General features: G+C 40.3%; 17 protein-coding genes. 10 read left to right on the forward strand and 7 right to left on the reverse strand.

From position 1 onward, the window contains the following. Positions 1-33: 33 nt before the first annotated feature. The 6 genes from H6G06_RS21765 to H6G06_RS21790 form a co-directional block, all read right to left on the reverse strand. A complete protein-coding gene (locus tag H6G06_RS21765) occupies positions 34-420 on the reverse strand; it encodes a hypothetical protein (RefSeq protein ID WP_242039816.1) in 387 nt (128 codons plus the stop codon). 184 nt (positions 421-604) lie between these two features. Further along, positions 605-1,144 carry a CsbD family protein gene (locus H6G06_RS28060; RefSeq protein WP_338422974.1) on the reverse strand — a complete coding sequence of 180 codons (540 nt, stop codon included), beginning with the start codon at positions 1,142-1,144 and terminating at the stop codon, positions 605-607. 411 nt (positions 1,145-1,555) lie between these two features. Next, positions 1,556-1,738 (reverse strand): CsbD family protein, encoded by a 183-nt coding sequence (locus H6G06_RS21775; RefSeq protein ID WP_190563962.1) that lies wholly within the window; start codon positions 1,736-1,738, stop codon positions 1,556-1,558. 823 nt (positions 1,739-2,561) lie between these two features. Then, a complete protein-coding gene (locus tag H6G06_RS21780) occupies positions 2,562-3,278 on the reverse strand; it encodes a dienelactone hydrolase family protein (RefSeq protein ID WP_190563964.1) in 717 nt (238 codons plus the stop codon). Positions 3,279-3,447: 169 nt separating this feature from the next. After that, complete coding sequence (locus H6G06_RS21785) at positions 3,448-4,089, reverse strand: phosphoribosyltransferase (RefSeq protein ID WP_190563966.1); 642 nt, start codon at positions 4,087-4,089, stop codon at positions 3,448-3,450. A 250-nt stretch (positions 4,090-4,339) separates the two neighbouring features. Beyond that, on the reverse strand, positions 4,340-4,549 hold the full coding sequence (locus H6G06_RS21790) for a hypothetical protein (protein ID WP_190563968.1): 210 nt from the start codon (positions 4,547-4,549) through the stop codon (positions 4,340-4,342). 479 nt (positions 4,550-5,028) lie between these two features. Here H6G06_RS21790 and H6G06_RS21795 point away from each other — a divergent pair, with 479 nt between their 5' ends. From H6G06_RS21795 to H6G06_RS21805, 3 genes are all read left to right on the forward strand, one after another. After that, positions 5,029-5,556 (forward strand): universal stress protein, encoded by a 528-nt coding sequence (locus tag H6G06_RS21795; RefSeq protein WP_190563970.1) that lies wholly within the window; start codon positions 5,029-5,031, stop codon positions 5,554-5,556. A 356-nt stretch (positions 5,557-5,912) separates the two neighbouring features. After that, entirely contained in the window at positions 5,913-6,599 is a 687-nt protein-coding gene (locus H6G06_RS21800) for a LabA-like NYN domain-containing protein (protein WP_190563972.1), read from the forward strand. Between the two features lie 442 nt (positions 6,600-7,041). Continuing rightward, entirely contained in the window at positions 7,042-7,380 is a 339-nt protein-coding gene (locus H6G06_RS21805) for a hypothetical protein (protein ID WP_199306834.1), read from the forward strand. Positions 7,381-7,420: 40 nt separating this feature from the next. Here H6G06_RS21805 and H6G06_RS21810 read toward each other — a convergent pair whose 3' ends face one another. Beyond that, the gene (locus H6G06_RS21810; protein ID WP_190563976.1) at positions 7,421-8,659 is read right to left on the reverse strand and encodes an HhoA/HhoB/HtrA family serine endopeptidase; all 1,239 of its coding nucleotides are present in this window, start codon (positions 8,657-8,659) and stop codon (positions 7,421-7,423) included. A gap of 444 nt (positions 8,660-9,103) precedes the next feature. Here H6G06_RS21810 and H6G06_RS21815 point away from each other — a divergent pair, with 444 nt between their 5' ends. The 7 genes from H6G06_RS21815 to H6G06_RS21845 all read left to right on the forward strand — a co-directional run bounded on the left by H6G06_RS21815 (position 9,104) and on the right by H6G06_RS21845 (position 24,823). Then, complete coding sequence (locus H6G06_RS21815) at positions 9,104-9,679, forward strand: TetR/AcrR family transcriptional regulator (protein ID WP_190563978.1); 576 nt, start codon at positions 9,104-9,106, stop codon at positions 9,677-9,679. 32 nt (positions 9,680-9,711) lie between these two features. Then, the gene (locus H6G06_RS21820; RefSeq protein ID WP_190563980.1) at positions 9,712-11,001 is read left to right on the forward strand and encodes an ABC exporter membrane fusion protein; all 1,290 of its coding nucleotides are present in this window, start codon (positions 9,712-9,714) and stop codon (positions 10,999-11,001) included. A gap of 84 nt (positions 11,002-11,085) precedes the next feature. Then, positions 11,086-11,421 carry a DUF2834 domain-containing protein gene (locus tag H6G06_RS21825; protein WP_190563981.1) on the forward strand — a complete coding sequence of 112 codons (336 nt, stop codon included), beginning with the start codon at positions 11,086-11,088 and terminating at the stop codon, positions 11,419-11,421. A gap of 14 nt (positions 11,422-11,435) precedes the next feature. Further along, the gene (gene devC, locus H6G06_RS21830) at positions 11,436-12,617 is read left to right on the forward strand and encodes an ABC transporter permease DevC (RefSeq protein ID WP_190563986.1); all 1,182 of its coding nucleotides are present in this window, start codon (positions 11,436-11,438) and stop codon (positions 12,615-12,617) included. 219 nt (positions 12,618-12,836) lie between these two features. Continuing rightward, positions 12,837-13,559 (forward strand): DevA family ABC transporter ATP-binding protein, encoded by a 723-nt coding sequence (locus H6G06_RS21835; RefSeq protein WP_190563988.1) that lies wholly within the window; start codon positions 12,837-12,839, stop codon positions 13,557-13,559. A gap of 430 nt (positions 13,560-13,989) precedes the next feature. Continuing rightward, complete coding sequence (locus tag H6G06_RS21840; RefSeq protein WP_190563990.1) at positions 13,990-21,024, forward strand: PAS domain S-box protein; 7,035 nt, start codon at positions 13,990-13,992, stop codon at positions 21,022-21,024. Positions 21,025-21,028: 4 nt separating this feature from the next. Beyond that, the gene (locus H6G06_RS21845) at positions 21,029-24,823 is read left to right on the forward strand and encodes a PAS domain S-box protein (RefSeq protein ID WP_190564001.1); all 3,795 of its coding nucleotides are present in this window, start codon (positions 21,029-21,031) and stop codon (positions 24,821-24,823) included. The last annotated feature ends 25 nt before the right edge of the window (positions 24,824-24,848 follow it).

Here is a 24,848-nt window from a genome sequence, read left to right on the forward strand (position 1 = left end):
AGCTTTTAGTCTAGGGATAGGGGGTGTTGTAGTTCACCCCGTCGGGGTTATTCCCGGCCAACAAAAGGCATGAGATATTTGTCTATGTTTTTTGGAACTATTCGTCTTTTCGATGATAGTGGTCTGTTTAGCTGGCTGTTGAGAGGTAGCAGGAGCAGGCACAACAATTACTGAGTTGGTTGCTGGCGGCCGCCCCCAGAAGTAGTAAGCAAGTCCACTCAGTCCTAACACAGCGGCAATACTGATACCAATTAAAAAGCCACCAGCGGTATTGTTGTGATCGCGTACTTCCAGTGCTTCGCTCTTGAGGTTTGTTCCAGAGGCACGACCATCAGAGTAACCGTCACCATAAGAGGACGTTTTCTCCTTTGTTACATTATCGTCACGATTATTAGGATTAGGATTGTTGGGGTTAGTCATAGTTGATATCAGAAACAATTAGTGGAATTAGGACATACATAAATTTAAAAAATCTGCCTCTGAATCAGTCAAATTTAGCGATGACTGATCAGCTTTTAAATTTCGCTTTTTTGAGGTAAAGCTGAGATTTTCTTTTCTAGCCCTTAATCGAGGATGTTTTGAATACTCGCTTTCACATCTTCTATTAGACATCTCCGGTAATTAAATGTGCGTGGTTTGAAACCCTTGTAGAGACGTTCCGGCGGAACGTCTCTACCATATTTCCGGAGAGGTCTATTGTGTTGCGAACTTGGCTTTCTACTTGTTTAGCTTTTCCAGCAGCTTGGTCTTTCAAGTTACCTGTACTATTGCCGAATGCTTCTTGAGTTTTGCCTTCAATATTCTTAGAGATTGCCGTTGAGCTTTCTGATAACCTCATGCTTTTCACGTCTTCTATTGATTTGCGAACTTGGCTTTCTGCTTGTTTAGCTTTGCCAACAAATTGGTCTTTCATATCGCCTGTAATATTGCCGTATGCTTCTTGACCTTGACCTTCAATACCCTTGGAAACTGCCTTTGTTCTCTCCATCGTTGCTATTTGAATAGGCGATTGGCTGATTAAATCTGCGAGTGGAGTTACAGCCCAACTATCTCCAGGATATAAACCCATTCCTATAGAAGTTGAAACTAATAAAATTAGGCTAATGTTTAGCAATATTTTACGAATTTTTTGAAGTAAAATCATTCTAAATTCCAAAACTTTTAATTTTTTAAGGGATTGACTTGACTATTAACTGAGGGTGCGAAACTAGGAAATATAGATAATTAGATTGCTATTTATCTATATTTTCTATAAAAATGACACTCTGAGAGAATGTTTTTAAAGCGAATATAATTCGCCTAAACCTTTTAGAGGTTGTTTGAAAAGTATTAGATGAAACCAATAATCTTCAGCAACCTAACCCCCCTTCCCCCCTTCCCTACGAGGGAATGGGGGTTTCAAAGCCTCTCCCCGCACCCCCCAAGTTCCCCCCTACAGGGGGGAGTCCATAAGTTCCCTCTCCTTTCAGGAGAGGGGTAGGGAGAGGTGGAGAGGTTTGGAGAGGGGTTTATTTATACATTCAAAACTTTTAAAACATCCTCTTAAAGTATCTTCTTAGTCAATAATTTTTTTGACTTCATCTTTCACATTTTCAACAATGTGAATAGTGGTTGCTTCGACTTGTTTGGCCTGACCTTCAGCTTGAGCTTGGGGATCTCCTGTAATATTTCCTACGGCTTCTTGAACTTTACCTTCAATATTTTTGGCAGTTGCTTTAACGCGATTTTCTAAGCTCATAATATTCTCCGTATTAATTTTCAAGATCAAGATCAAGTGAATTTAAAATCGCATCACCGTTACAGTCGATGAGAATATCGCTACTCTTCACCTCTAATCCAAAACTATGCTTAATAGTTTCCAACCTCTCAAGGCTCTTACTGTGCAGCCTAAAATATAGACAAGAAGTGTCCTTTTCTAGTCTGCGCGTATGAAGCTAATATTGCTTGGTTTAGTTACTTAGGTGATGATTCCGTGACTACCCACGCTCTCATGGAAGTATCTGAATTGGCACTTTTATTAACTAATTTCCCCAGCACGTAAATTCACGATGATTTATACTCGATTCGCTGTTAGCTAACCCTGTCTAATTCCACTGGATGGGATTCTCTATTAGCTTCAAGCTACCGCAATTTAAGCCATGCACCACGAGTCAAGGATGCTATTCCCTGAAATGTGGGTTATGTATTATGCATTCACTCCTGTGGCTCGGAGGGAGGGAATTTAATCCTTATGATTACGAAGTTGTTAAGGTTATACCTTACTGGTGATCCTCAGTATTTCTACTCTTTAGACTGAACGAGCCGCTCTTTTCTCCACTTCTGTACTTTAACACAAATAATCAATTTATTTTTATACCTAAAGACATAGTTATACTGCTACCCAGCCCGGATTTCTCACCAAAATTTTCAAAGCCTGATGAAATCTGAAGTTTGGAGTTTCACACTGGATCAAAAATCAATTTTATAAAAATTGCCCAAAACTTATTTCGGGTAAGGATTGTTAAAAGTGTGATTGCAGGATTTGTGAGAAATACGGGCTAGATAGATTGTATGTTCATTCATCATAAGGACATCGCGTGTAAATGCAATTCCTTTTCCTTAATTGGTGCTAGGTAATATTTAAACCATTGACTTGCTAATCTTCCCCCTTCCTCCATAGCTCCCGGTTCGCTAAACTGATGACTTGCTCCAGGTATAATCTCTAGTTGTTTGTTCTGGGTGGGAATTTGTGCAAGTGCATCCTCATTCATGGCAATAATGGCACAATCATTACCACCGACAATCAACAAAGTTGGAGCTTGGACATAGGAAAGACTCTCACCTACTAAATCAGTATAACCACTGCGGCAGACTATTGCTCCCACAGTCATAGGACGAGCTAATGCAGCTAGAAATACTGCTCCACTACTTCTATTCACACCAAAGTAACCAACTTTTAAATGACGAGTAATTGGGTTCTCAAATAACCAGTCTGTGACGGTAATTAACCGCGAAGCCAGAAAATTAATATCATAACGAAAATGCTGAGTACGCTGGTCAATTACATCCTCTTCTTCAGTCAACAAATTAATTAATAGAGTTGCTAGTCCTTGCTGCTGACGCAACAAATGGGCTAGATAATGGTTGCGGGTACTATAGCGACTACTACCACTACAATGAGCAAATACAACAATTCCCTCAGCGTCTGGGGGTACAACTAATTCTCCTTTGAGTCTCAGGAGTCCTAGCTCAACGGTAACTATTTGCTCTAAAACATTCCAAGATTGTTTGTCATTCATGGGTTAAACCTTTTAGGGAATAGGTAATGGGTAATCATCAATATCAAAAAGCAATTAAAAATCTAAATAGGACTTACGCAAGATTGAACTCAAAACCTGATTCTTGCGTAGGGGTAATTCATGAATTACCCCTACTTCCGTTCTGTTTTGCGTAAGTCCTGTCTAAAATCTAAAATCTAAAATCTAAAATTTCCTGTACTTCTTCATCAGTAGTTTGGGAAAAGTCTTCATACCACAATCCAATAGCAGACAGAAGTTCTGGAGTTTGCAAACACACTATTTCATCTACTTCTGACTGCAACTCTTCGTAAGTGCTTGCCGGCGCAACTGGAACAGCAACAACAATCGTTGTAGGCTGGTGTTTTTTGAGGATAGCGATCGCAGCACGGATGGTTGAGCCAGTAGCAATACCGTCATCTATCAAAATCACTGTTTTATCTTTGACGTTTAGAGGTGGGGCATTGCTCCGATAAGTGCGCTCGCGTCGCTGTAATTCTTGCAATTCCTCGGCCGCAACGACCTGAACCGCTTCTTTATCTATTCCCAAGGTGCTAATCACGTCGTAATTTAGTACCCCTATTCCGCCAGAAGCTATTGCCCCCATTGCCAATTCTTTCTGACCTGGTACACCGAGTTTTCTGACTATACAGACATCTAAAGGCGCATTTAATGCTTTGGCTACTTCAAATGCTACTGGCACACCCCCACGAGGCAAACCTAACACTAACACGTTCTCTCGGTTAGCATAAGCTGTCAGATGTTGTGCTAACATTTGTCCTGCTTCAGTGCGGTTGCGAAATCTGATTACCATCACTATCACCTCCTGGTACTAATTTTGGATTTTAGATTGTTGATAACTTCTTTCTTTTTTAGTCCTATTACCTATCGCCTGTGTTTCTTCAGAATTCTTAATTAGATTTGTTAAGGATGAGTTGAAGCTTTAGTTAAATCGCGGAACTTACAGATAACTATTGAGTTTGCGAACCTCGTCGCACTGTCAACTATAATTTGTTTACCAATTTGACTATTAATCACCTGAGCTTGTAACTCTTCCCCCGTGCTTACAGGTTTATGTTGTCCCATTTGCGCTTTTTGAATTGGAGATATAGGCGCAGTTTGGATTGTAGATTAGGAGTTAAATTTTGCAGGATCAATTGTAACCGGATAGTTGCCAGAGCCTGTATAGAACCTAAAATTGCATTAATTACATACATTCCCATCTGCGGCGGATAGGTAAAATAGCGTTTTTCCCATGGATGTGAAGATGTCATTTTTTCATTCCATCAATTTCTACTAAGTAGGAGTACCCCAATCCAACTAATTCGTAATTAACCAAATCATCATATTTTTCTGATTACCTAACACACACTCTTCTATTTCTATAGTAGATGTAACTTCTAATAGCATTCAACTTCATGGCAAAAGAAAGTTATTATAAATTATAATAAAGCCTAAAGAAAGCTTCACAATCTAGCATCATATATAATAAAGAACACCTTCAGTATCATGCTTGTTTTTGTTGATAAAATCTCGAATCTGTTAATTACTGATTTCACAAGTGACCTGACTGCTAAATCATAAATCCTGAATTCTTACAAAAAAATTACGATATTTATTTAAAGCTAGTTCATGAGTTATTATTCCTGCATATTTTCCAAAAATTTATTAGTATGGCCAATATAGCTCAAGCCATGTCAGATAAAAACCACAATAGGTATAGATTTTAGATACTCCCCAAGGAATACTAACTATGTTTTACAAAATTTTAGTGGCTCTAGACAACTCAGGCAGAAGTCAGTATATTTTTGAGCAAGCCTTATATTTGGCCAAAGCAAGTGAGGCAGAAATGATGTTGCTTCACGTTCTATCTCCCTTGGAAGATCCTTATATCAACCCGATATTTTTACAGCCAGAAACCATATATCCCACCTTGCATACTGAAACTATCAATCAATATATGCAAGCTTGGGATGAACTCAAGCAAGATAGACTAGATTGGATGCGATCGCTGACTCAAACAGCAGTTAATGCAGGTGTCAAAACTGAGTTTACTCAAACTGTAGGTGATGCAGGCCGCATTATCTGTGAATTAGCTTTAAGTTGGCCAGCTGACTTAATTATAGTCGGTCGCAGGGGACGTACTGGTATCAGTGAAGTTTTCTTAGGCAGTATCAGCAACTACGTTCTACATCATGCTCATTGCTCGGTTCTCACCATACAAGGCTTAAGTTCCCCTATCGTACCAAACACCGAAAACACCCAAGTAACTTCCACGTGAAAAGATCACAATTTTTTAATTTTTGTCTCTGTACCAACAGGGGGGTTGAAATATGCCTAAATTCTGGGTTATTGCTTCAATATCAGCGACAAGTTCAAATACAGCCGATTGTAGGTAAATTAAGCAGAAAATTTAAATCAAAAAATGGCTACCCCCGCACTAGACTATCAAGTAGCAAGCGGGGTTTACTCCTGACTGCTGACTCCTGAATTTTGCTGTAAGTTAAGTTTATTTCCAACTAGTCTCTGTAGACAATTTCCGGCTACGTTTATTACAACGGTTATGAACTTAGCACACACTATACTAGATATTAGCAATTTAACAAAGACAACCAAATTTAAAATCTAGAGGTATCAATGAGTTTTACTAATCTTAACAAGAAAACAAACGAATATAAAGAACTTAAAGAAAAACCACATTGGCAAGGGCCACCCGCGATAAAAACTACTGTCAAAGGCCGAGATATCAAACCACAAGAGACTATTAACGATATGAGCATTGGTGATGATCTTAATCGCGGTAGAGTAGCCATTTTTATTGATGGCTTAAGCTTATTTCACGCTGCCTTGCAACTAGGCATTGAAATTGACTATGTTAAATTACTTTGTCGTTTAACTCAAACCTCTCGCCTGTTAAGGGCTTTCTTTTATACTGGAGTCGATGCCAGCAAAGAAAAACAACAAGGGTTTCTGTTGTGGATGCGTCGCAATGGCTATCGTGTCGTCACCAAAGATATACTTGCAGTTGCCGAGAATGGTAAAAAACCCAATCTGAATGTAGAAATTGCTGTTGATATGATTACTTTAGCTCCCTACTACGACACTGCTGTATTAGTCAGTGGGGATGGAGATTTAGCCTATGCTGTCAATGCTGTCACCAGCTTGGGATCTAGGGTAGAAGTAATTGGTCTGCAAAGCATGACTAGTGATAGCTTGATTGATGTGGCTGATTACTTCATTGATTTCGACAGTATTAAACAGTACATTCAAAAAGATTCTCAGGTCGGCTATACTTATCGGTCTTCGTCCACTTCCCAACTTTAAATTCTCATTTAACTAGTACCGCAAGGCGAAAGTCAAAAGTCAAAGGTCAAAAAGCTTATAAATTAGGGTTTTCGTCTATTTTAGATGGTTACTCTATTTATGCCGTACTGTACTAGTAAATATTTTCCCAGCTATTTATTGTGTCTGTTTTAAACTACCTGCTTCTACTGCATCAATTTAGGATGTAGCAGATGCTGCATTTTATTTGCCACTTCTTGAGACGTATGCTATACCGAAAGAAGAATAGCTCATTAACACTTGTTGTATAAGTAGAAAGGCTCCAAAAACCAACTATTTAAAGTGATTAAACGCATAAAAGTATAGTTAGTATCAAAGTAATTCAATATGAAAGTCTGTTTACAAACATATCCATTTCCACCGCACAAACTATACTAATAACTTTAATACAGAGATCGTTGCTAGATATCACACAATCTAAGGAATGCAGACAGTGACTCAAATCCAATTGACCTTAGTGATTAGTTACCTGCTAATGGCTTGCTATTTTTTTACCAATTGGTTAAGGTTTTCTCTCCGTCATCCGGCATATACTCCAGAAGAGAAATTTTTATCTTTTGTGATGTCTTTAATAACTACTATCTTCTGGCCTCTCATTCTCCCCCTATCTTGCTTAAAAATCGTTAGAAATCGCAAGCTGAAAGTTAGTAAGGTGATTCCTGTGCTTTTAGGGATGTTTGTTTTTAGTATTTGCTACTATGTCATTTATGTGCATGGACATTTACTTTGCAGTTATGATTTATTCTGTCCTTATGCTTCGTGACAATTAAAGGCGGGATGTACCCGCCCCAATTTTTCAAATATTATTGAACATTTGTGGGAAAAGTCCCTGGTGTGACAGCGATATTGATACTTTGTCCATTGCGACGCAAATCCAAACGCAAATTACCTCCAACTTGTGCTTTTTCCACGGCTTTCTGGACAGCAGCAGCATCTATAACTGATTCACCATTCAGCTTTTGGATCACATCCCCAGCACGTATTCCCGCTTTGAATGCTGGTGAATCAGGCATAACTTTAACTATTAATACGCCATTATTTTCACTCACCATTAAACCACTGTTGGGATCTGAGTTAATACGTTGCTTTAAGTCAGGTGTTATACCCACCATCTGAATTCCTAAATATGGATGTTGAGCTTTACCTGTGGTTATAAGTTGATTAGAAATCCGTTGTGCTGTGTTGATGGGAATAGAAAATCCTAAGCCTTGCGCTCCTTGAATTATAGCTGTATTCATGCCAATCACTTCCCCACGGGCATTCAGCAAAGGACCGCCAGAGTTACCGGGGTTAATTGCTGCGTCAGTTTGAATAAATTCAACTCGCTTATCGGGAACACCAACTTGGTTGCTAGAGCGTCCTGTGGCGCTGATAATGCCTGTAGTAACTGTATTATCTAACCCCAGGGGATTACCAATGGCGATCGCCCATTGTCCAGGTTGTAGTTGGTCAGAATTGCCTATAGTGACTGTGGGTAAATTATTCGCCTCAATTTTTACCACCGCTACATCAGTTAATTCATCTGTTCCTACCACTTTACCTTTAAAGGTGCGTCCATCCTTCAGAGTGACAGTCACCGTATCTGCACCATCTACTACATGAGAATTGGTAAGAATACGACCATCAGCACTGAGAATAAAACCTGAACCCGTTCCCCGTTCTACCCGATTTCTTCCTTGCATTGGCAGTTGTGAGCCAAAAAAGCGGCGGAAAAAGGGATCATTCAATTCTTCTGGTAACTGCGTTTTAACAGTGCGGGAAGAGTTGATTCGCACCACCGCAGGTCCAACTTTCTGCACAACTTGAGTGATAAAATTAGGATCTACGTTTCCTGGTAATGGCGGCGCTGCGTTGACTCTCCCCACAGCCAGCTTAGATGCACTATCAGCTACCTGTTGTTGGTTATTTGCTAGATAGCCACCTGCAAAAGTCATCCCTGATCCCAGCAACACTAGGGATAAAGAAGCCGCTGCTTTTTTCCAAGGTGCATGATCATGGCTTTTGGTGAACAGGTTATCGTTATCTTGTGGTTGGTTTGGCATTTTTGATCTCAAAGGTTGTTTAAAGCTATTTAGAGCTATTACTAATGTAGATATTTTTTTTGCAGCTTTTGTTGCTCAAGTGTAGCAGTGTTAGGAAAATCCGTTGATTAACTCCCTCCTTTAATTAGATACATTCACAAATTTGAGTTTTTCTAACAAGTCCATAAAATCTGTTTCCCTTTCATCATTGTTTTATATTTAACTAAGCACCAAGCCCAGGTGATTAGAAAGATACTGCTATACAAACTAAGTCCGTCTGCACGGATTTACGGAAAATCAAGGGTTTGAAACCCACCCAGGTGGGTTTTGTATGTATAGCCGTGACTTCCAGTCGCTGGTGCAAGATGTTAGATACAGCAAAATTCACGCTTGTCAGCTTGACAAACCTAATATTCTAAATTTATTATAAATCATAACGACTGTTCGATATAAATAAACCCAGTTATGCCGAAAATTGTGGATCATGAACAATACCGCAAAGAATTACTCGGCAAGTGTTTTGATTTATTTGCCGAAAAAGGTTATGGCGCTATCACCATGCGGCAAATTGCTCAGGGTTTAGAGGTTTCTACAGGAACGCTATATCACTATTTTCCCAGTAAACAAGCTTTATTTGAACAACTGATAGAAGAAATTAGTCAGCAGGATGTCATTATAGCTTTAGCCGAATTGGGAGGAAAAAACAACTTATCAGAAATGATGGCAGCTTTAGGTAATTATCTCGTCAACAATGAAGATTACCTGATTAAGTGGACTTATATCTGGGTTGATTTTTGTCAAAACCAAGACTCAAAAACAATGCTGACGAATAGTACAGTTTTTAAACACGCTAATCAACGTTGCCAACAAGTAGCCTGTGATTTATTAGGCATTCAAGATGTGGTGTTAGCATCCTTTGTTTTGAGTTTTGTTAATGGTGTAATTCTCGAAAAATTATGGGGTAATGAAACAATTGATTTTCCTGAACAATGCGAACTTTTAGGAAAAATGTTAACCGCATATTTGCAACAGCAAGATTGATATCTGATTGGGGAGTTTTTTGGTACGATAAAATGAGTCAAAAACTGTTATCTAAACCTGTAAACCAAAAGTTAATTGCTTTAGTTATAAGTGCCACAGCTATTACTGGCGGAATTATAATTTACGGAATTTCTAGTTTTGGAGAAGTTGGTAAAAATGCCACTTCAGAAATATCTGAAAATCCACCTCTGCCAACAAAAGTAACAGCTTTAGCCAGACTGGAACCAGAAACAGAAGTAATTAAGCTATCTGCACCTTTAGCATTAGATGGAGATAGGGTGGCAAAAATCCTATTTAAAGAAGGTGATACTGTAAAAGCAGAACAAGTAATTGCAATTTTAGATTCACGGGATAAATTGCAAAATACCGTGCAACAAGCAAAGAAAGAAGTGAGAGTTTCTCAAGCTAAACTTGAGCAAATTAAAGCTGGGGCTAAATTAGGAGCAATTCAAGCTCAAAAAGCAAGTATAGAAAGAATAAAAGCTCAGTATCAAGGTGATAAAAACTCCCAAGAAGAAAATATTGCACGGATAGAAGCTCAATGGCAAGGTGATAGAATTGCCCAACAAGCAACCATTAATAAATTAACCGCAGAACTCAACAATGCTGAATCCGAATATCAACGCTATAAAAACTTATATTCAGCAGGAGCCATTTCTAATTCTTTAATTGATAGTAAAGCCTTAAATGTAGAAACTGCCAAACAACAACTAAGTGAAGCCAAAGCAGTTATTAACCGTATTAATTCCACCGCAAACAAACAATTAGCAGAAGCGAAAATTGCATTAAATCGAATTAACACCACCAGTAATAAACAAATTAGTGAAGCAAAAGCTACACTTGATAGTGTTGCCGAAGTTCGTCCTGTAGATGTGAATTTAGCACAAACAGAAGTAGAAAGTGCGATCGCTACCCTGAAACGCACCCAAACCGACCTAGAAGCAGCTTATATTCGCGCTCCCATGACAGGACAAATTCTCAAAATTCATACCCGTGCCGGCGAAAAAATTGATGCTTCTGGGATTGCAGACTTTGCACAAACAGAGCAAATGATTGCAGTTGCAGAAGTTTATCAAACTGATATCAGTAAAGTCAAACTCGGACAAAAAGCTGTAATTACTAGTCCTACATTTACAGGTGAACTGTGGGGAACAGTTGCCCAAATTGGCTTCCAAGTCAACCGCCAAAATGTGTTTAGTAACCAACCTGGAGAAAATTTAGATAGTCGAGTGATTGAAGTTAAGATTCGTCTCACTCCTGAAGACAGTAAAAAAGTTGCAGGTTTAACTAATTTGCAAGTACAAACAGCAATTGAATTGTAAAGTTTATTTGCTCTTAAAAATAATGAATGTTTGTTATCAATTAATTGGCTCAAAACCTCACAACTACTCTACGGTAAATGTATCATGCTTAAATCTATATACCTACTGCTTGCTATCTTGGGTTTAGTGCTTCCCTATTCTCAGTTTATTCCTTTTATATTTGAGCATGGTCTTGATATCAAACTATTTTTTGCACAGCTTTTTGCTAACAAGATATCTGGCTTTTTTGGCATGGATGTAATTATTTCTTCCCTCGTATTTTGGACATTTGTATTTGCCGAAGGAACAAGGCTTAAAATGCAAAATCTGTGGATTTATATTGCTGGTAATCTTCTGTTTGGTGTTTCTTTTGGACTGCCGTTGTTCTTATTGATGCGACAAGGGCAGATAGAACAGCAAAATCAGCAAATTAGTTATTAAGAGGCAGTTGACAAATGGCATTTAAACTATTCCAAAAAACGCCCTTAGCTTGGCGACAGTTAATGAAAGAAAAAACGCGGTTAGCTGTTGCAGTTGCTGGGATTACTTTTGCTGATATGCTGATATTTATTCAGATGGGTTTTGAAAGTGCTTTGTTTGATGCTGCTATTCAACCTCATCGCAATTTACAGGCAGATTTAGTATTAATTAATCCTCAATTTCAAACTCTGTTTTCAGTCAAAAGTTTTTCTAGAGAAAGATTATATCAAGCCTTAAGCTATGACGGTGTAAAATCAGTTAATTCTGTTTACATTAGTACCGGACAATGGCGCAATCCTGAAACACAAATTGAACGTGCTATTTTAGTTTGGGGTGTAGATCCAAATCAACCAGGATTGAAATTTCCTGAAGTTCAAAAAAATAAAGATTATTTCAAACTTCTCAATCAAGTAATGTTTGATCAAGCCAGTCGTCCAGAATATGGTGCTGTAGGTGATATATTCAAAAAAACGGGCAATTTTCAAACAGAACTCAATAGTAAAGCTGTTAACGTCAAAGGTGTTTTTAGTAATGGTGCTTCCTTTGCGGCTGATGGTAATGTTATTGCTAGTGATTCAACTTTTCTACAATTATTTCCTCAACGTAAACCAGATCAAATTGAAGTGGGTTTAATTAATCTCAAACCAGGTGCGGATACTGATAAGGTAAAAGCACAACTGAGAAGAGGATTAAATCCAGATCCCAAAAATCCCTTTGTGGAAGTAGGAACACCTGAAGACTTTGCTCAAAAAGAAAAGAATTATTGGGCTAATGGTACAGGGATTGGTTTTATTTTCGGTTTGGGTGTAGGAGTTGGGTTTATTGTTGGTATTGTTATTGTTTACCAAATTCTTTATTCTGACGTTTCCGATCACCTCCCAGAATATGCAACTCTCAAAGCAATGGGTTATACAGATACCTATCTTTTGGGAGTCTTGGTACAAGAGGCTTTATTATTAGCGATTTTGGGTTATTTGCCTGCATTTTTTCTATCTTTTGGAATATATCAACTAACTTTTGCAGCCACTCTGTTGCCCATTTCGATGAAAGTAGACCGAGCAATTTCAGTGTTTATTTTGACTGTAATTATGTGTAGCGTTTCTGGGGCGATCGCTATGCGAAAACTCCGTTCTGCTGACCCTGCGGACATTTTTTAATGAGAAAAAGTAGAGACGTTCAATGGAACGTCTCTACAAGGGTTAATTTTCACCATATATTTAATAAATTGCTGACTACAAACCCTCACAAAATACTCACAAACAACTATAGGAATCCGGTTTAATTCCTGAATTTACTCGTAGAGGTAGGGAACAGGGAACAGAAAAGAAGGAATATAAAGTGTACTGAGTTTGTTGAAAATCAAATAGGAGTTCTATATGTTAGAAATTTATTCTCAATCAAATATTGCTTCAGATACTGTAATTCATGTTTCTCAACTCAATCATTATTTTGGTGATGGTGCATTAAAAAAACAAGTATTATTTGATATTAATTTAGAGATTAGAGCCGGAGAAATTGTGATTATGACTGGTCCCTCTGGGTCAGGGAAAACCACTCTATTATCATTGATGGGGGGATTGCGTTCTGCTCAATCAGGGAGTTTACAAATATTAGATCAAGAAATGCGCGGTGCAAATAAGGGGAAGTTAACAAAATTGCGTCGTCAGATTGGTTATATTTTCCAAGCGCATAACTTGATGACTTTTTTAACAGCCAAAGAAAATGTGAGAATGTCTTTGGAGTTGCATGGAGAATATCTAAATCAAGATATCAATGCTAAAGCTATCGCAATATTAGAAGAAGTGGGGTTAGGAAATCGTGTTGATTATTATCCAGAGAGTTTATCAGGGGGACAAAAACAACGGGTTGCGATCGCACGTGCTTTAGTCAGTCATCCCAAGATAGTATTAGCAGACGAACCCACCGCTTCATTAGATAAACAATCTGGTCGTGACGTGGTGGAATTAATGCAAAAATTAGCCAAAGAACAAGGTTGTACAATTTTGCTTGTCACCCATGATAACCGCATCTTAGATATAGCTGATCGCATTGTTTATATGGAAGATGGACAGCTAAAAAGTGATGGTGTAGACAATTGACACTCTCGAAATATAGTAGTTCCCATGCTCGTGAGGGACAAAGTTTTTTAGTTTTAGGGAACAGGGAACTGGGAATAAATTGGTGTGTACTTCATTAGACTGGGAAACGCTATAAGATCCCCGACTTCTTTTTTAATCTTGTAAATAAATTATGAATTAATGTCAGAAGTCGGGGATCTGGGTGTTGCTCCCCACTCCTTTCTCAAACGTTTGCGTAGCGTGCGCGCAGCGCATACCACAGAGGCATAGCGAACACAGATAAAGGATAAATAGAGAGAATTTTGTGCCATTTTTGCCATATTTTTTATTTGTTCTCTTAAAGAAAATTTCTTCACCCCACACTCTATACCCTCTCCCAATATTTGTGGTAATTTAGAAAAAGCATTTGCCAAATATATACTTAGCTGCGTACAATTACTGACGAGGTTTCATGGCAATCTCCCATTACTCAATTCTGATTCTGGAGGATTCGCCAGAAGACAGGGTATTATATTGTCGCTATTTAAATCAGGATAAAATTGCCACTTATGATTTTATTGAGGTAGAGACAGGATTAGAAGCATTGCAAAAACTGGGGCAAACCAGTCCAGATTTAATACTTATAAACTATCAACTGTCAGATATGAATGGGTTGGAATTTCTGAAGAAGTTGAAGTTCCAATTTAGCAGTCTGGAAATTCCAGTAATTATGTTAGCAGGGCAGGGAAATGAAAGCATAGCTGTGCAAGCCATGAAGAGTGGTTGCCAGGATTATATAGTTAAGAGCAAAATCACCCGTGCTGGACTATGCCGTGCTGTTCATACTGCCCTAGAGAAAACCCACCTGAACCAGCGGATTCGGATACAGAACCAACAACAACAGTTGCTGGCTGGTATATCATTGCGTATTCGTCAGTTTTTTCGTTTAGAGGAAATTCTGTCAACATCCGTTCAAGAAGTGCGGGAATTTCTCAAAGCAGATCGGGTGATAGTGTACCAGTTTGACCATCAGATGAATGGTAAAATAGTTGCTGAGTCCGTACTACCTCAGTGGAAAGCTTTACTAAACAGTCAAGTTAAGGATACGTGCTATCAAGAAATTCAGGAAATAGCGGATCTTAACGGCACAATCCGAGCAATGCCTGATATCTATAATGCCGGATTAACAGCCTGCCATATCGACGTGCTGGAGAGATTTCAGGTTAAGGCTAATCTGGTTGTACCGATTTTGCTGAACAAAGAAGCAAGGGAACAGAAGAAGCAAGGTAAGCAGGGGAAGCAGAAAAAAAAAGATACTAGCTGGGAAAGCAACTTAGTATCATCACACTTTGTTTCTAAATTTTCTTCTCAGGTACTGTGGGGGTTAATTTTTGTTCACCAGTGCAGTAGGACTCGTGAGTGGGAGACAACTGAACTGGGTCTACTCCAGCAATTGTCTGTGCAGATGGCTTTGGCTATCCAACAGGCAGAACTTTATGAAAATCTGCAAAATCTGAATACAGCACTAGAGCAGAAGGTGGAAGAACGGACAAAAGAACTGCAAGCTAGTGAGCGGAGATTCCGCGCTATTTTCAACAACACTTTTCAGTTTACGGGACTGCTGACAACCGAAGGAATTTTACTGGAGGCCAATCAGACAGCTTTAAATTTTGGTGGCATACAACTAGAAGAAGTAATCAATCGACCTTTCTGGGAAGCTCACTGGTGGACAATTTCTCCAGAAACACAGGACAATTTAAGGCAAGCGATCGCCCGTGCAGCCCAAGGTGAATTTATACGTTACGAAGTAGATGTATTGGGTGGTGGGGGTGAGATAGTCACCATAGACTTTTCTATTCGTCCTCTCAAGGATGAATCAGAACAGGTGTTAATGTTGATTACCGAAGGGCGAGATATTAGTGATAAAAAGCGCATTGAACGTGAACGCCAAGAGGCGCTAAAAGCCCTAAAAGCTTCTGAAGCTGAACTGAGAGGACTGTTCAATGCAATGGTCGATGTGATTCTAGTGACAGATAGACAGGGACGTTATCTCAAAATTGCTCCCACCAATGCAGATAAGCTTTACCGACCTGCTGAAGATTTACTTGGTAAAACTGTCCATGAAGTTTTACCCAATCATATAGCAGACCGATTTATGGGCGTTATTCAGGAAACTCTAGCTACACAGCAACCTTCACAGTGTGAATACAGCTTACAGATTGGAAAGAAAGAAGTTTGGTTTAGTGCTAAAGTTTCACCAATTTCACAAGAAACTGTAATTTGGGCAGCAAGAGACATCACCGAAGCCAAGCACAACGAAATCATTCATGAACAGGCAGAAAAGGCATTGCAAGAAAACCAAATTCTGTTAAAGCTGATCATGGATAGCCTACCTATGGCCATCTTTTGGAAAGATAGAAACAGTCGTTACTTGGGTTGTAATCGCCAACTGCTTTTAGATGCAGGACTATCATCTTACACAGAAATCATTGGCAAAACAGACTTTGATATGGTCTGGAGAGATCAAGCGCCACTTTATCAAGCAGGCGATCGCATTGTCATAGAGACTGGTCAGTCCCAGTTTAATATCGAAGAACCATTTACAAAAACTGGCAATATTAACAGGTGGTTACGCACCAATAAAATACCGCTGCATAACCCTGAAGGCGAGATTTTTGGCGTTCTGGTCAGCTATGAAGATATTACAGAACGCAAGCAGATGGAACAGGCATTACAGGAAAACCAAATTCTCTTGCAGGTTGTCATGGATAGCTTACCCATGGCCATCTTTTGGAAAGATAGAAACAGTCGTTTTTTAGGCTGCAATCGCCAACTACTTTTGGATGCGGGACTATCATCTTACACAGAAATCATTGGCAAAACAGACTTTGATATGCCCTGGCGAGATCAAGCACCACTTTATCAGGCAGGCGATCGCATTGTCATAGAGTCTGGTCAGGCTAACTTTAATATCGAAGAAGCCTTAATAAAAAGTGACAATCGAACTATCTGGTTACGCACTAATAAAATACCCCTGCACAACCCTGAAGGCGAGATTTTTGGCGTTCTGGCCAGCTACGAAGATATTACAGAACGCAAGGAGATGGAACAGGCATTACAGGAAAGTCAACGACGCTATGCAACTTTAGCAACATCAGCCCCCGTTGGCATTTACCGCACCGATGCTGTGGGAAATTGTTTGTATGTCAATAATCGCTGGTGTGAAAATTCTGGATTGACACCCCAAGAAGCGGCAGGGTGTGGATGGAAAAGAGCTTTGCACCCCGAAGATCGAGATCTAGTTGAGACGCAATGGGATCACTTTGTCCAAACAGGTGAAAAATTTAGTTTGGAATATCGGTTTGTGCGACCGGATGGGGTAGAAACTTGGGTATTTGGGCAAGCCGTTCCCGAAATAGACCCAGAAGGAAACGTGACAGGATATGTGGGAACAATCACTGACATCAGTAGTCGCAAAAAGGCAGAAGAAGCCTTGCGCCGTAGTGAGAAGCTTTATCGCACCTTAGTAGATAACTTTCCTAATGGTGCGGTTGTGCTATTTGACCATGACCTACGATATTTACTAGTTGGAGGCTTAGGACTAGCTTCTGTAGGTCTCAATAAAGCAGAAATGGAAGGAAAAACGATTTGGGAAATCTTTCCCGCAGAAGTGTGTGAAATTATCGCCCCTGTTGCTGTGCAAGCATTGGCTGGAGAATCAGTGACTTCGGAAGTTCCTTATGGCGATCGCGTCTACGTTACCCATCATATTCCTGTGCCAGATGAGCAGGGGAATGTGATTGCTGGCATGGTCATGACCCAAGATTTCACCGATCGCAAAAAGGCAGAACAAGAGCGCGATCGCCTGCTGCAAATTTTAGAATCACAAAATCAGACTTTAGAAGCCCAAGTAACCGAACGCACATCTGAGTTGCAACAAAGCAAAGAACGATTCCGCACTCTCGTCGAAACATCCAGTGATTGGGTATGGGAAGTGAATGAATTTGGAGCTTACACCTATGCTAGTCCGCAAATCATTAACCTTTTGGGATATTCCCCAGAAGAAGTTTTTGGCAAGACTCCGTTTGATTTAATGCCACCAGCAGAAGCAGAACGAGTATTGAACGAGTTTATGAAATTCGTTTCAGTTCAAGCTCCCTTTCAATGCTTAGAAAATACTAACCGCCATAAAGATGGACGACTGATTACTTTAGAAACGAGTGCAGTTCCCATTTTTGATAAGGATAGACAATTTCGCGGCTATCGTGGCATTGATCGAGATATTACGGCAAGAAAACTTTCAGAAGCAGCTTTACGCCAAAATGAAGCTCGTTTCCAGCGGATTGCAGCCAATATCCCTGGTGTCATGTATCAATATATTCTCCATCCTGACGGCTCCTACAAATTTGTATATATGAGCGATCGCTGTCGAGAACTGTTTGAACTAGAACCGGCTACCATTCAAGAAGATGCAAATGCCATCTTTGACTTGATCCACCCAGAGGATTTCCCCTCATTGCCGGAGTCGATCGCCCATTCAGCCCACTCCTTGCAGCAATGGTCTTGGGAGGGAAGATTTATGACCCCATCAGGTCGTCTCAAATGGATGCAGGGTATTTCCCAACCCCAACAGCAAGCTAACGGCGATATTTTATGGGATGGGTTAATTCTCGATATCAGCGAACGTAAACAAATCGAAATTGCCCTTCATAACCTGTCAGACCGATTAGATTTGGCGATCAAGTCTGGTCAAATTGGCATTTGGGACTGGGATATTATCAACAATCATCTCGTCTGGGATGACCGGATGTACGAACTCTATGGAGTCAAAGCCTCAGATTTTCCAGGTGCTTATCAAGTATGGGAAGCAGGCTTACATCCCGACGATCTTCTATCTGGTCGCACCGCTATTCAAGAAGCCATTGCCGGAACAAAGGACTTTGAGCCTGAATTCAGGGTTGTCTGCCCTGATGGCACAATCAAGTTTATCAAAGCCTACGCGATCGTACAGCGTAACTCCCAAGGTAAAGCTCAACGGATGATCGGCATTAACTTTGACATTACCGAGCGCAAACAATCAGAAGCCAAGTTACAGGCAGCAGAAGTACAACTCCGCAGCCTATCAGATCGCCTCAAGTTGGCAGTTAAATCCGCAAAGATTGGCATTTGGGACTTAGATTTGGTCAACGATTCCCTGGTGTGGGACGAGCGGATGTATCAACTCTTCGGTATTTCCCCCATGAGTTTTGACCCAAGTCAGGGAGCTTGGGCAAAATTTGAAGGATTTGTCCATCCGGATGACATAGTTACAGTTCGTGAGACTGTCCAACAAGTCATTGCCGAAGATAAAGAACTAGATACCGAGTTTAGAATTATCTTACCCAATGGCACAACTAGCATCCTTAAAGCCTATGCACTAGTTCAGCACAATTCCCAAGGACAAGCCCAACGGATGATCGGTATTAACTACGACATCACCAAGCGCAGACAGGAAGAACTGGAAAATCAACACCTCAAAGAACGCCTACAATTCGTCCTTTCAGCCAGTCCAGCAGTCATCTACACCTGTCAAGCTTCTGGGAATTTTGATGCCACCTTTATCAGCGACAATGTGCAGAATGTTCTAGGCTATACAGCAGAAGAATGCTTGAGAGAACCAAATTTCTGGTTGAATCACATCCACCCAGAAGACATATCGCAAATCTTGGCAGACCTATCCGATATAGAAGATAAGGAATATTACCCATACCAATATCGCTTCCGTCACAAAGATGGTAATTATCTGTGGATAGAGGATGAATATCGCCTGGTGCGGGATCAAGCCGGACAAGCTGTGGAAATTATTGGCTATTTTGTTGATATCAGCGAACAGCAAGCTGCATTTCGTGAACGTGAACTAGCAGAAGCTGAAATTATCCGCAGTCGGGATTTGCGAGAGGCGATTTTTCATGAATCAGCTGATGCTCTATTCTTGGTTGATAGAGAAACGGTCAAAACTATAGACTGTAACCAACGGGCAGTGGAGTTGTTTGCAGCTACCAATAAAACCGACCTGATTGGGATTGAAGGACATGAGTTACAAAAAGAGCAATTCACCGCCGAAGATATACAAGCCATTATGGATGAAATGAGTACCCAAGGCTTTTGGAGTCGGGAAATTGAATATAAGACCTTCAATGGTGAGTCATTTTGGGGTAACTTGGCCGCTAAGGAAATTACCGTAGCCGATCAGAAAATGAACCTGGTGCGGGTGACAGATATTAGTCAACGCAAACTAGCAGAGGCTCAACTGCAAGAAACAAATAAACAACTTGCGGCTTTTAATGAAGAACTCGCCCGCGCTACCCGTCTTAAAGATGAGTTTCTAGCAAATATGAGTCATGAACTACGCACCCCCCTCAATGCCATTTTGGGTTTATCAGAAGGTTTGCAAGATGAAGTGTTTGGAGTCATCAATGAGAAACAAAGACAAAGTTTGCGAACCATCGAGGGCAGCGGAAAACACCTATTAGAACTAATTAACGACATCCTGGATTTATCAAAAATTGAAGCTGGACAGATGGAATTACATTGCATCCCCACAGCCATCAGCCCGCTTTGTCAATCCAGTTTGGCATTTATCAGACAGCAGGCTCTACAAAAACGCATCCAGCTTGAGGTGAAGATTCAGCCCAATCTGCCAGAACTGTCGCTGGATGAACGACGCATTCGCCAGGTTTTGATTAACCTGCTGAATAATGCTGTAAAATTTACACCAGAAGGCGGGCGAATCACCTTAGAAGTTACCCGCCAACAAATTGCCCCAGCAGCAGAGATGACATCCTTTCAAGATTTTATTCGCATTGCCGTAATTGATACTGGCATCGGTATTGCCCCAGAAAATCTCAACAAACTGTTTCAACCCTTCATCCAAATTGATAGTGCCTTAAACCGCCAATATACTGGCACTGGTTTGGGGCTGGCTCTTGTCAAGCGGCTTGTAGAAATACATGGTGGTAAGGTAGAGGTAAGCAGTGAACTCGGTGTAGGAAGTTGCTTTAGTGTAAATTTATTCTATAACAATTTATCTGATGTTGTCCCTGAGTTAGTGAACCAGGCATCATCTGATTTAAGCTCTATTTTCCCAGAAACAGCACAGGAATCACCCTTAATTTTGCTGGCAGAAGATAATGAAGCTAATATTTTTACTATCTCTAACTATTTAGAGGCCACAGGATACCGCCTCATCGTGGCGAAAAACGGTCAAGAAGCAATTGACCTGAGCAAATCCCAACTTCCCAACTTAATTTTAATGGATGTGCAAATGCCAGAAGTAGACGGTTTAGAGGCAATGAGGCAAATTCGATTAGACTCGCAATTAGTAAATATTCCCATTATTGCCCTGACAGCTTTAGCTATGCCGGGTGATCAGGAAAAATGTTTAGCAGCTGGCGCTAACGACTATCTCACAAAACCTGTCAGACTCAAGCAACTGGCAAGCATCATCAAACAGTTTTTACTCTGTTGAAAACATGAATAGCCACCCTTATCACCAGTGGATTATCAAGACAGTGGGGACAGCATCATTACGGCGGATGCTGATTGTTCCGTTTGTCTTACAAATTGTCGGTTTTGTCGCCCTGGTTGGCTATTTTTCCTATCAAAACGGCTCTCTGGCGGTGAATAAACTGGTTGTTGATTTACAGTCAGAAATTAATAATCGCATTGAGCAGAAAATTACTAATTATTTTAACGCGCCTGTCAAAATTAATCAGTTGAATGTGGATGCTTACGAATCTGGACAACTGAACCTGTTTAATTTTCAGGCAACGGGTCAGTATTTTACCAAACAGTTGCGAACCTTTGGTACTAGTTATATCCAATTTGCTACAGCTAGAGGCGAATATATTGGTGCGGGTGATTATGGTTCAGGTCGCGCCCAAATTGAAGAAATTCCTTTAGGGGCAGAATTGGGAAAGTCCTATAAATATGATACAAATCTGGCAGGTGAACGCACTCGCTTAGTTTCTGTCCAAGCTTATGACCCCAGACGGGAAGCTTGGTTCTCCAATGTGGTTAAGGCAGGTAAACCGGTCTGGAGCGAGATATACAACTGGGACACAAATCCAGAAATTATGTCAATTGCCGCCAGCTATCCACTTTATGATCGTCAAGGTAAATTTATTGGCGCTCTCGGTACGGATTTGAGTCTGACTTACATTAGCAATTTTTTGAGACAAATTAAACTGGGTTCTTCTGGTAAGGCATTTATTCTGGAACGGTCGGGAATGCTGGTTGCTAGTTCGGCCAAAGAAGCGCCATTTCGGATGGTGAATGGTCAAGCAAAGCGGTTACAAATCCTCAATAGTCAAGATTTTGTAATTCGGGAAGTTGCCACCAACATCCAAAAACAATGGGGTGATTTGGCAAAGATTGACGCAAATGAACAAATACAAGTCAAAATCAAAGGAAAAACATATTTTGTCCTAGTTTCTCGCTGGCAAGACAATCTTGGTTTGGACTGGTTGGTTGTGAGCGTCTTGCCAGAATCCGACTTTATGACAGAAATTCAGGCTGCAACTAAGAAAACCATTTTCTTGTGCGGTGTGGCTTTTTTGCTCTCAACAGCAATGGGATTATTAACGACCCAATTAATTGCCCAACCACTGCTGAGATTAATTTTAGCTGCTAGACAGATTGCTCAAGGAGATTTTCAGGAAATATCCCCAATTTCTACCCCAATTGTTGAAGTTCGAGAACTGTCCCATTCCTTTCACCAAATGGCACAGCAATTACAGCGATCATTTACTGAACTGGCAGATAGCAAGGCAGAACTTGATCAATTTTTGGAAAGTTTGCCCATAGGCGTAGCGATTCATGGTATCGATGGGTCTGTAGTCTACTTGAACCGGGTTGGTAAATCTCTGCTAGGAGTGGAAAAGATTCCTGAACAGGATCAAGATGATTTGGCTACTGCTTATCAACTTTATGTGGAAGGAACTAACCAACTCTATCCCAGAGGTAGATTACCCGCAATGCGGGCATTACAGGGAGAGTGTCTAAAGATTGAAGACATTGAAGTTCACTGCAACGGCAGGATAATACCAGCCGCAGTATGGGCAACGCCAATTTTTGACCATAATGGTGTAATTACTCATGCTATTACTGCATTTCAGGATATTACGTATCGCAAACAAGCCGAACGGATTCTCACTAACTATAATGCCGCACTAGAAAGACAAATCGCTGCTAAAACTGCCGAATTACGTGATCAGGAAGCTCGATTTCGTGCCATTGTGGAGTTGCAAACAGAATTAATTGCCCGCAGTCGTGCCGATGGTATACTGACTTTTGTGAATGATGCCTTCTGTCGTTACTTTGGGGTGAATACTGAAGATATTTTGGGGCATAGCTACAAACCTTTTGTTTTTCCAGAGGATTGTGAGCTAGTATTTGCAAATTTGGCGAATATGTCCCTGAACAATCCCGTTTCTACTATTGAAAATCGCGTCATTGCCAATGGTGAGGTGCGGTGGATGCAGTGGAATCATCGGATGATTTTCGATCAAGAAAACCGCTTTGTGGAATTGCAAGCAGTAGGTCGAGATATCACAGATAAAAAACGTGCAGAAATGGCTTTGGCAGTGCGGGAACGCTATCTTTCAACTTTGGTGAGCGTCCAGAAGTACCTTTTAGTTCATGACTCTGATACTACCTATTACACACAAATTTTGCAATGGTTAGGAGAAACAGCATCTGCATCCCGGATCTATCTGTTTGAAAATAATCATGATGCTGCTGGTAATCTGGTGACAAGTCAGAAATCTGAATGGTGTAACCAAGGAATTGATCCTGAAGTCGATAATCCTGCCCTGCAAAATGTTGTCTATGCAGAATTCTTACCACGATGGTTAGAACTTCTTTCTAGTGGCAAGATTATCAACGGTGTGGTGATTGATTTTCCAGATAGTGAACGAGAAATTCTAGAACCTCAGGGAATTCTGGCTATCTTAATCCTACCTTTGTTGGTAAATGGTCAGTTCTGGGGTTTTATTGGCTTTGATAATTGTGTATCTGCTCAAATTTGGGAACCAGCTGAGGTAAACTTGCTCAGTGCGGCTGCTTCGGCGATTTCCGCACATCTAGAACGGCAAAAAGCTAGACGTGAACTTGTGGATGCTAAAGAGGCTGCTGAAACTGCCAACCGTACCAAAAGCCAGTTTCTTACCAGTATGAGTCATGAGTTACGGACTCCGCTAAATGCCATTATTGGATTTAGCCAGTTACTAGAAACAGATGCCACTTTGCAAGTAGAACAAAAAGATTTTATTAACACAATCAATCAAAGTGGTGAACATCTACTTTCACTCATTGATGATGTGCTAGAAATGTCCAAGATTGAAGCGGGCAAAGTATTTTTAAATGAAAAATCTTTTCACCTGCGGCAGTTGTTGACTACTTTGATGAATATGCTACGTCAACAAACAGAATCTAAAGGATTGTCTTTGGAGTTGCAACTTGCAGAAAACCTCCCGGATTCAATCATCACTGATGATGCTAAATTGCGTCAGGTGTTGATTAATTTATTGGGTAATGCTATTAAGTTTACTGATAATGGTGGTATTACCCTGCGGGTTGGAAATATGGAATCTCTGGGTAAAGGCTATCATCTGTTTTTTGAAGTGGAAGATACAGGATCGGGTATTGCAAAAGAGGAATTGGATACCATTTTTGATGTTTTTGGACAATCTGAATCAGGTAAGCAATCGCATACAGGAACTGGGTTAGGTTTGTCTATCAGTCGCAAGTTTGTAGAACTCATGGGGGGACAAGTGACAGTACAAAGTACCCTGGGTGTCGGTAGTAAATTCCGGTTTGATATTCAAGTCCAGGTGGTTAAGGCACAAGCTTTGGAAGATGAAGATTCTCAAACCACCCCCTTGAGTTCTGCCACAGTCTTGGTTGTTGATGATAATGCCGTAAATCGCAAATTTGCCTTATTGATGTTGAAACGTTTGGGATACCAAGCTCAAGCTGTAGATGGTGGAGAAAAAGCAATTTCAGTATTGCAACGGCAGCATTTTGAGGTGATATTGATGGACGTACAAATGCCTGGTATGGATGGACTGGAAACAACTCAAAGAATTCGTGCTTTGTACAGCGATTGGCTTGTCCAGCGCCAAGGAGATCATCGCAAACAACCAATTATTATTGGCTTTACTGCCGATATTTCTCCCGAAACCCGTGATAAATGTTTAGCTATGGGGATGAATGATTTTCTTTCTAAGCCAGTCAAACTAGAAAGATTGCAACAAGCTTTACTTTGAATTTAACAAAAAGCAATAAATATCT

This window comes from Anabaena sphaerica FACHB-251 (assembly GCF_014696825.1).
GTDB lineage: Bacteria > Cyanobacteriota > Cyanobacteriia > Cyanobacteriales > Nostocaceae > RDYJ01.

Coding starts and splice junctions, on each gene's coding strand:
- H6G06_RS21765 (WP_242039816.1), bottom strand. CDS start 420: ATGACTAACCCCAACAATCCTAATCCTAATAATCGTGACGATAATGTA.
- H6G06_RS28060 (WP_338422974.1), bottom strand. CDS start 1,144: ATGATTTTACTTCAAAAAATTCGTAAAATATTGCTAAACATTAGCCTA.
- H6G06_RS21775 (WP_190563962.1), bottom strand. CDS start 1,738: ATGAGCTTAGAAAATCGCGTTAAAGCAACTGCCAAAAATATTGAAGGT.
- H6G06_RS21780 (WP_190563964.1), bottom strand. CDS start 3,278: ATGAATGACAAACAATCTTGGAATGTTTTAGAGCAAATAGTTACCGTT.
- H6G06_RS21785 (WP_190563966.1), bottom strand. CDS start 4,089: ATGGTAATCAGATTTCGCAACCGCACTGAAGCAGGACAAATGTTAGCA.
- H6G06_RS21790 (WP_190563968.1), bottom strand. CDS start 4,549: ATGACATCTTCACATCCATGGGAAAAACGCTATTTTACCTATCCGCCG.
- H6G06_RS21795 (WP_190563970.1), top strand. CDS start 5,029: ATGTTTTACAAAATTTTAGTGGCTCTAGACAACTCAGGCAGAAGTCAG.
- H6G06_RS21800 (WP_190563972.1), top strand. CDS start 5,913: ATGAGTTTTACTAATCTTAACAAGAAAACAAACGAATATAAAGAACTT.
- H6G06_RS21805 (WP_199306834.1), top strand. CDS start 7,042: ATGCAGACAGTGACTCAAATCCAATTGACCTTAGTGATTAGTTACCTG.
- H6G06_RS21810 (WP_190563976.1), bottom strand. CDS start 8,659: ATGCCAAACCAACCACAAGATAACGATAACCTGTTCACCAAAAGCCAT.
- H6G06_RS21815 (WP_190563978.1), top strand. CDS start 9,104: ATGCCGAAAATTGTGGATCATGAACAATACCGCAAAGAATTACTCGGC.
- H6G06_RS21820 (WP_190563980.1), top strand. CDS start 9,712: ATGAGTCAAAAACTGTTATCTAAACCTGTAAACCAAAAGTTAATTGCT.
- H6G06_RS21825 (WP_190563981.1), top strand. CDS start 11,086: ATGCTTAAATCTATATACCTACTGCTTGCTATCTTGGGTTTAGTGCTT.
- devC (WP_190563986.1), top strand. CDS start 11,436: ATGGCATTTAAACTATTCCAAAAAACGCCCTTAGCTTGGCGACAGTTA.
- H6G06_RS21835 (WP_190563988.1), top strand. CDS start 12,837: ATGTTAGAAATTTATTCTCAATCAAATATTGCTTCAGATACTGTAATT.
- H6G06_RS21840 (WP_190563990.1), top strand. CDS start 13,990: ATGGCAATCTCCCATTACTCAATTCTGATTCTGGAGGATTCGCCAGAA.
- H6G06_RS21845 (WP_190564001.1), top strand. CDS start 21,029: ATGAATAGCCACCCTTATCACCAGTGGATTATCAAGACAGTGGGGACA.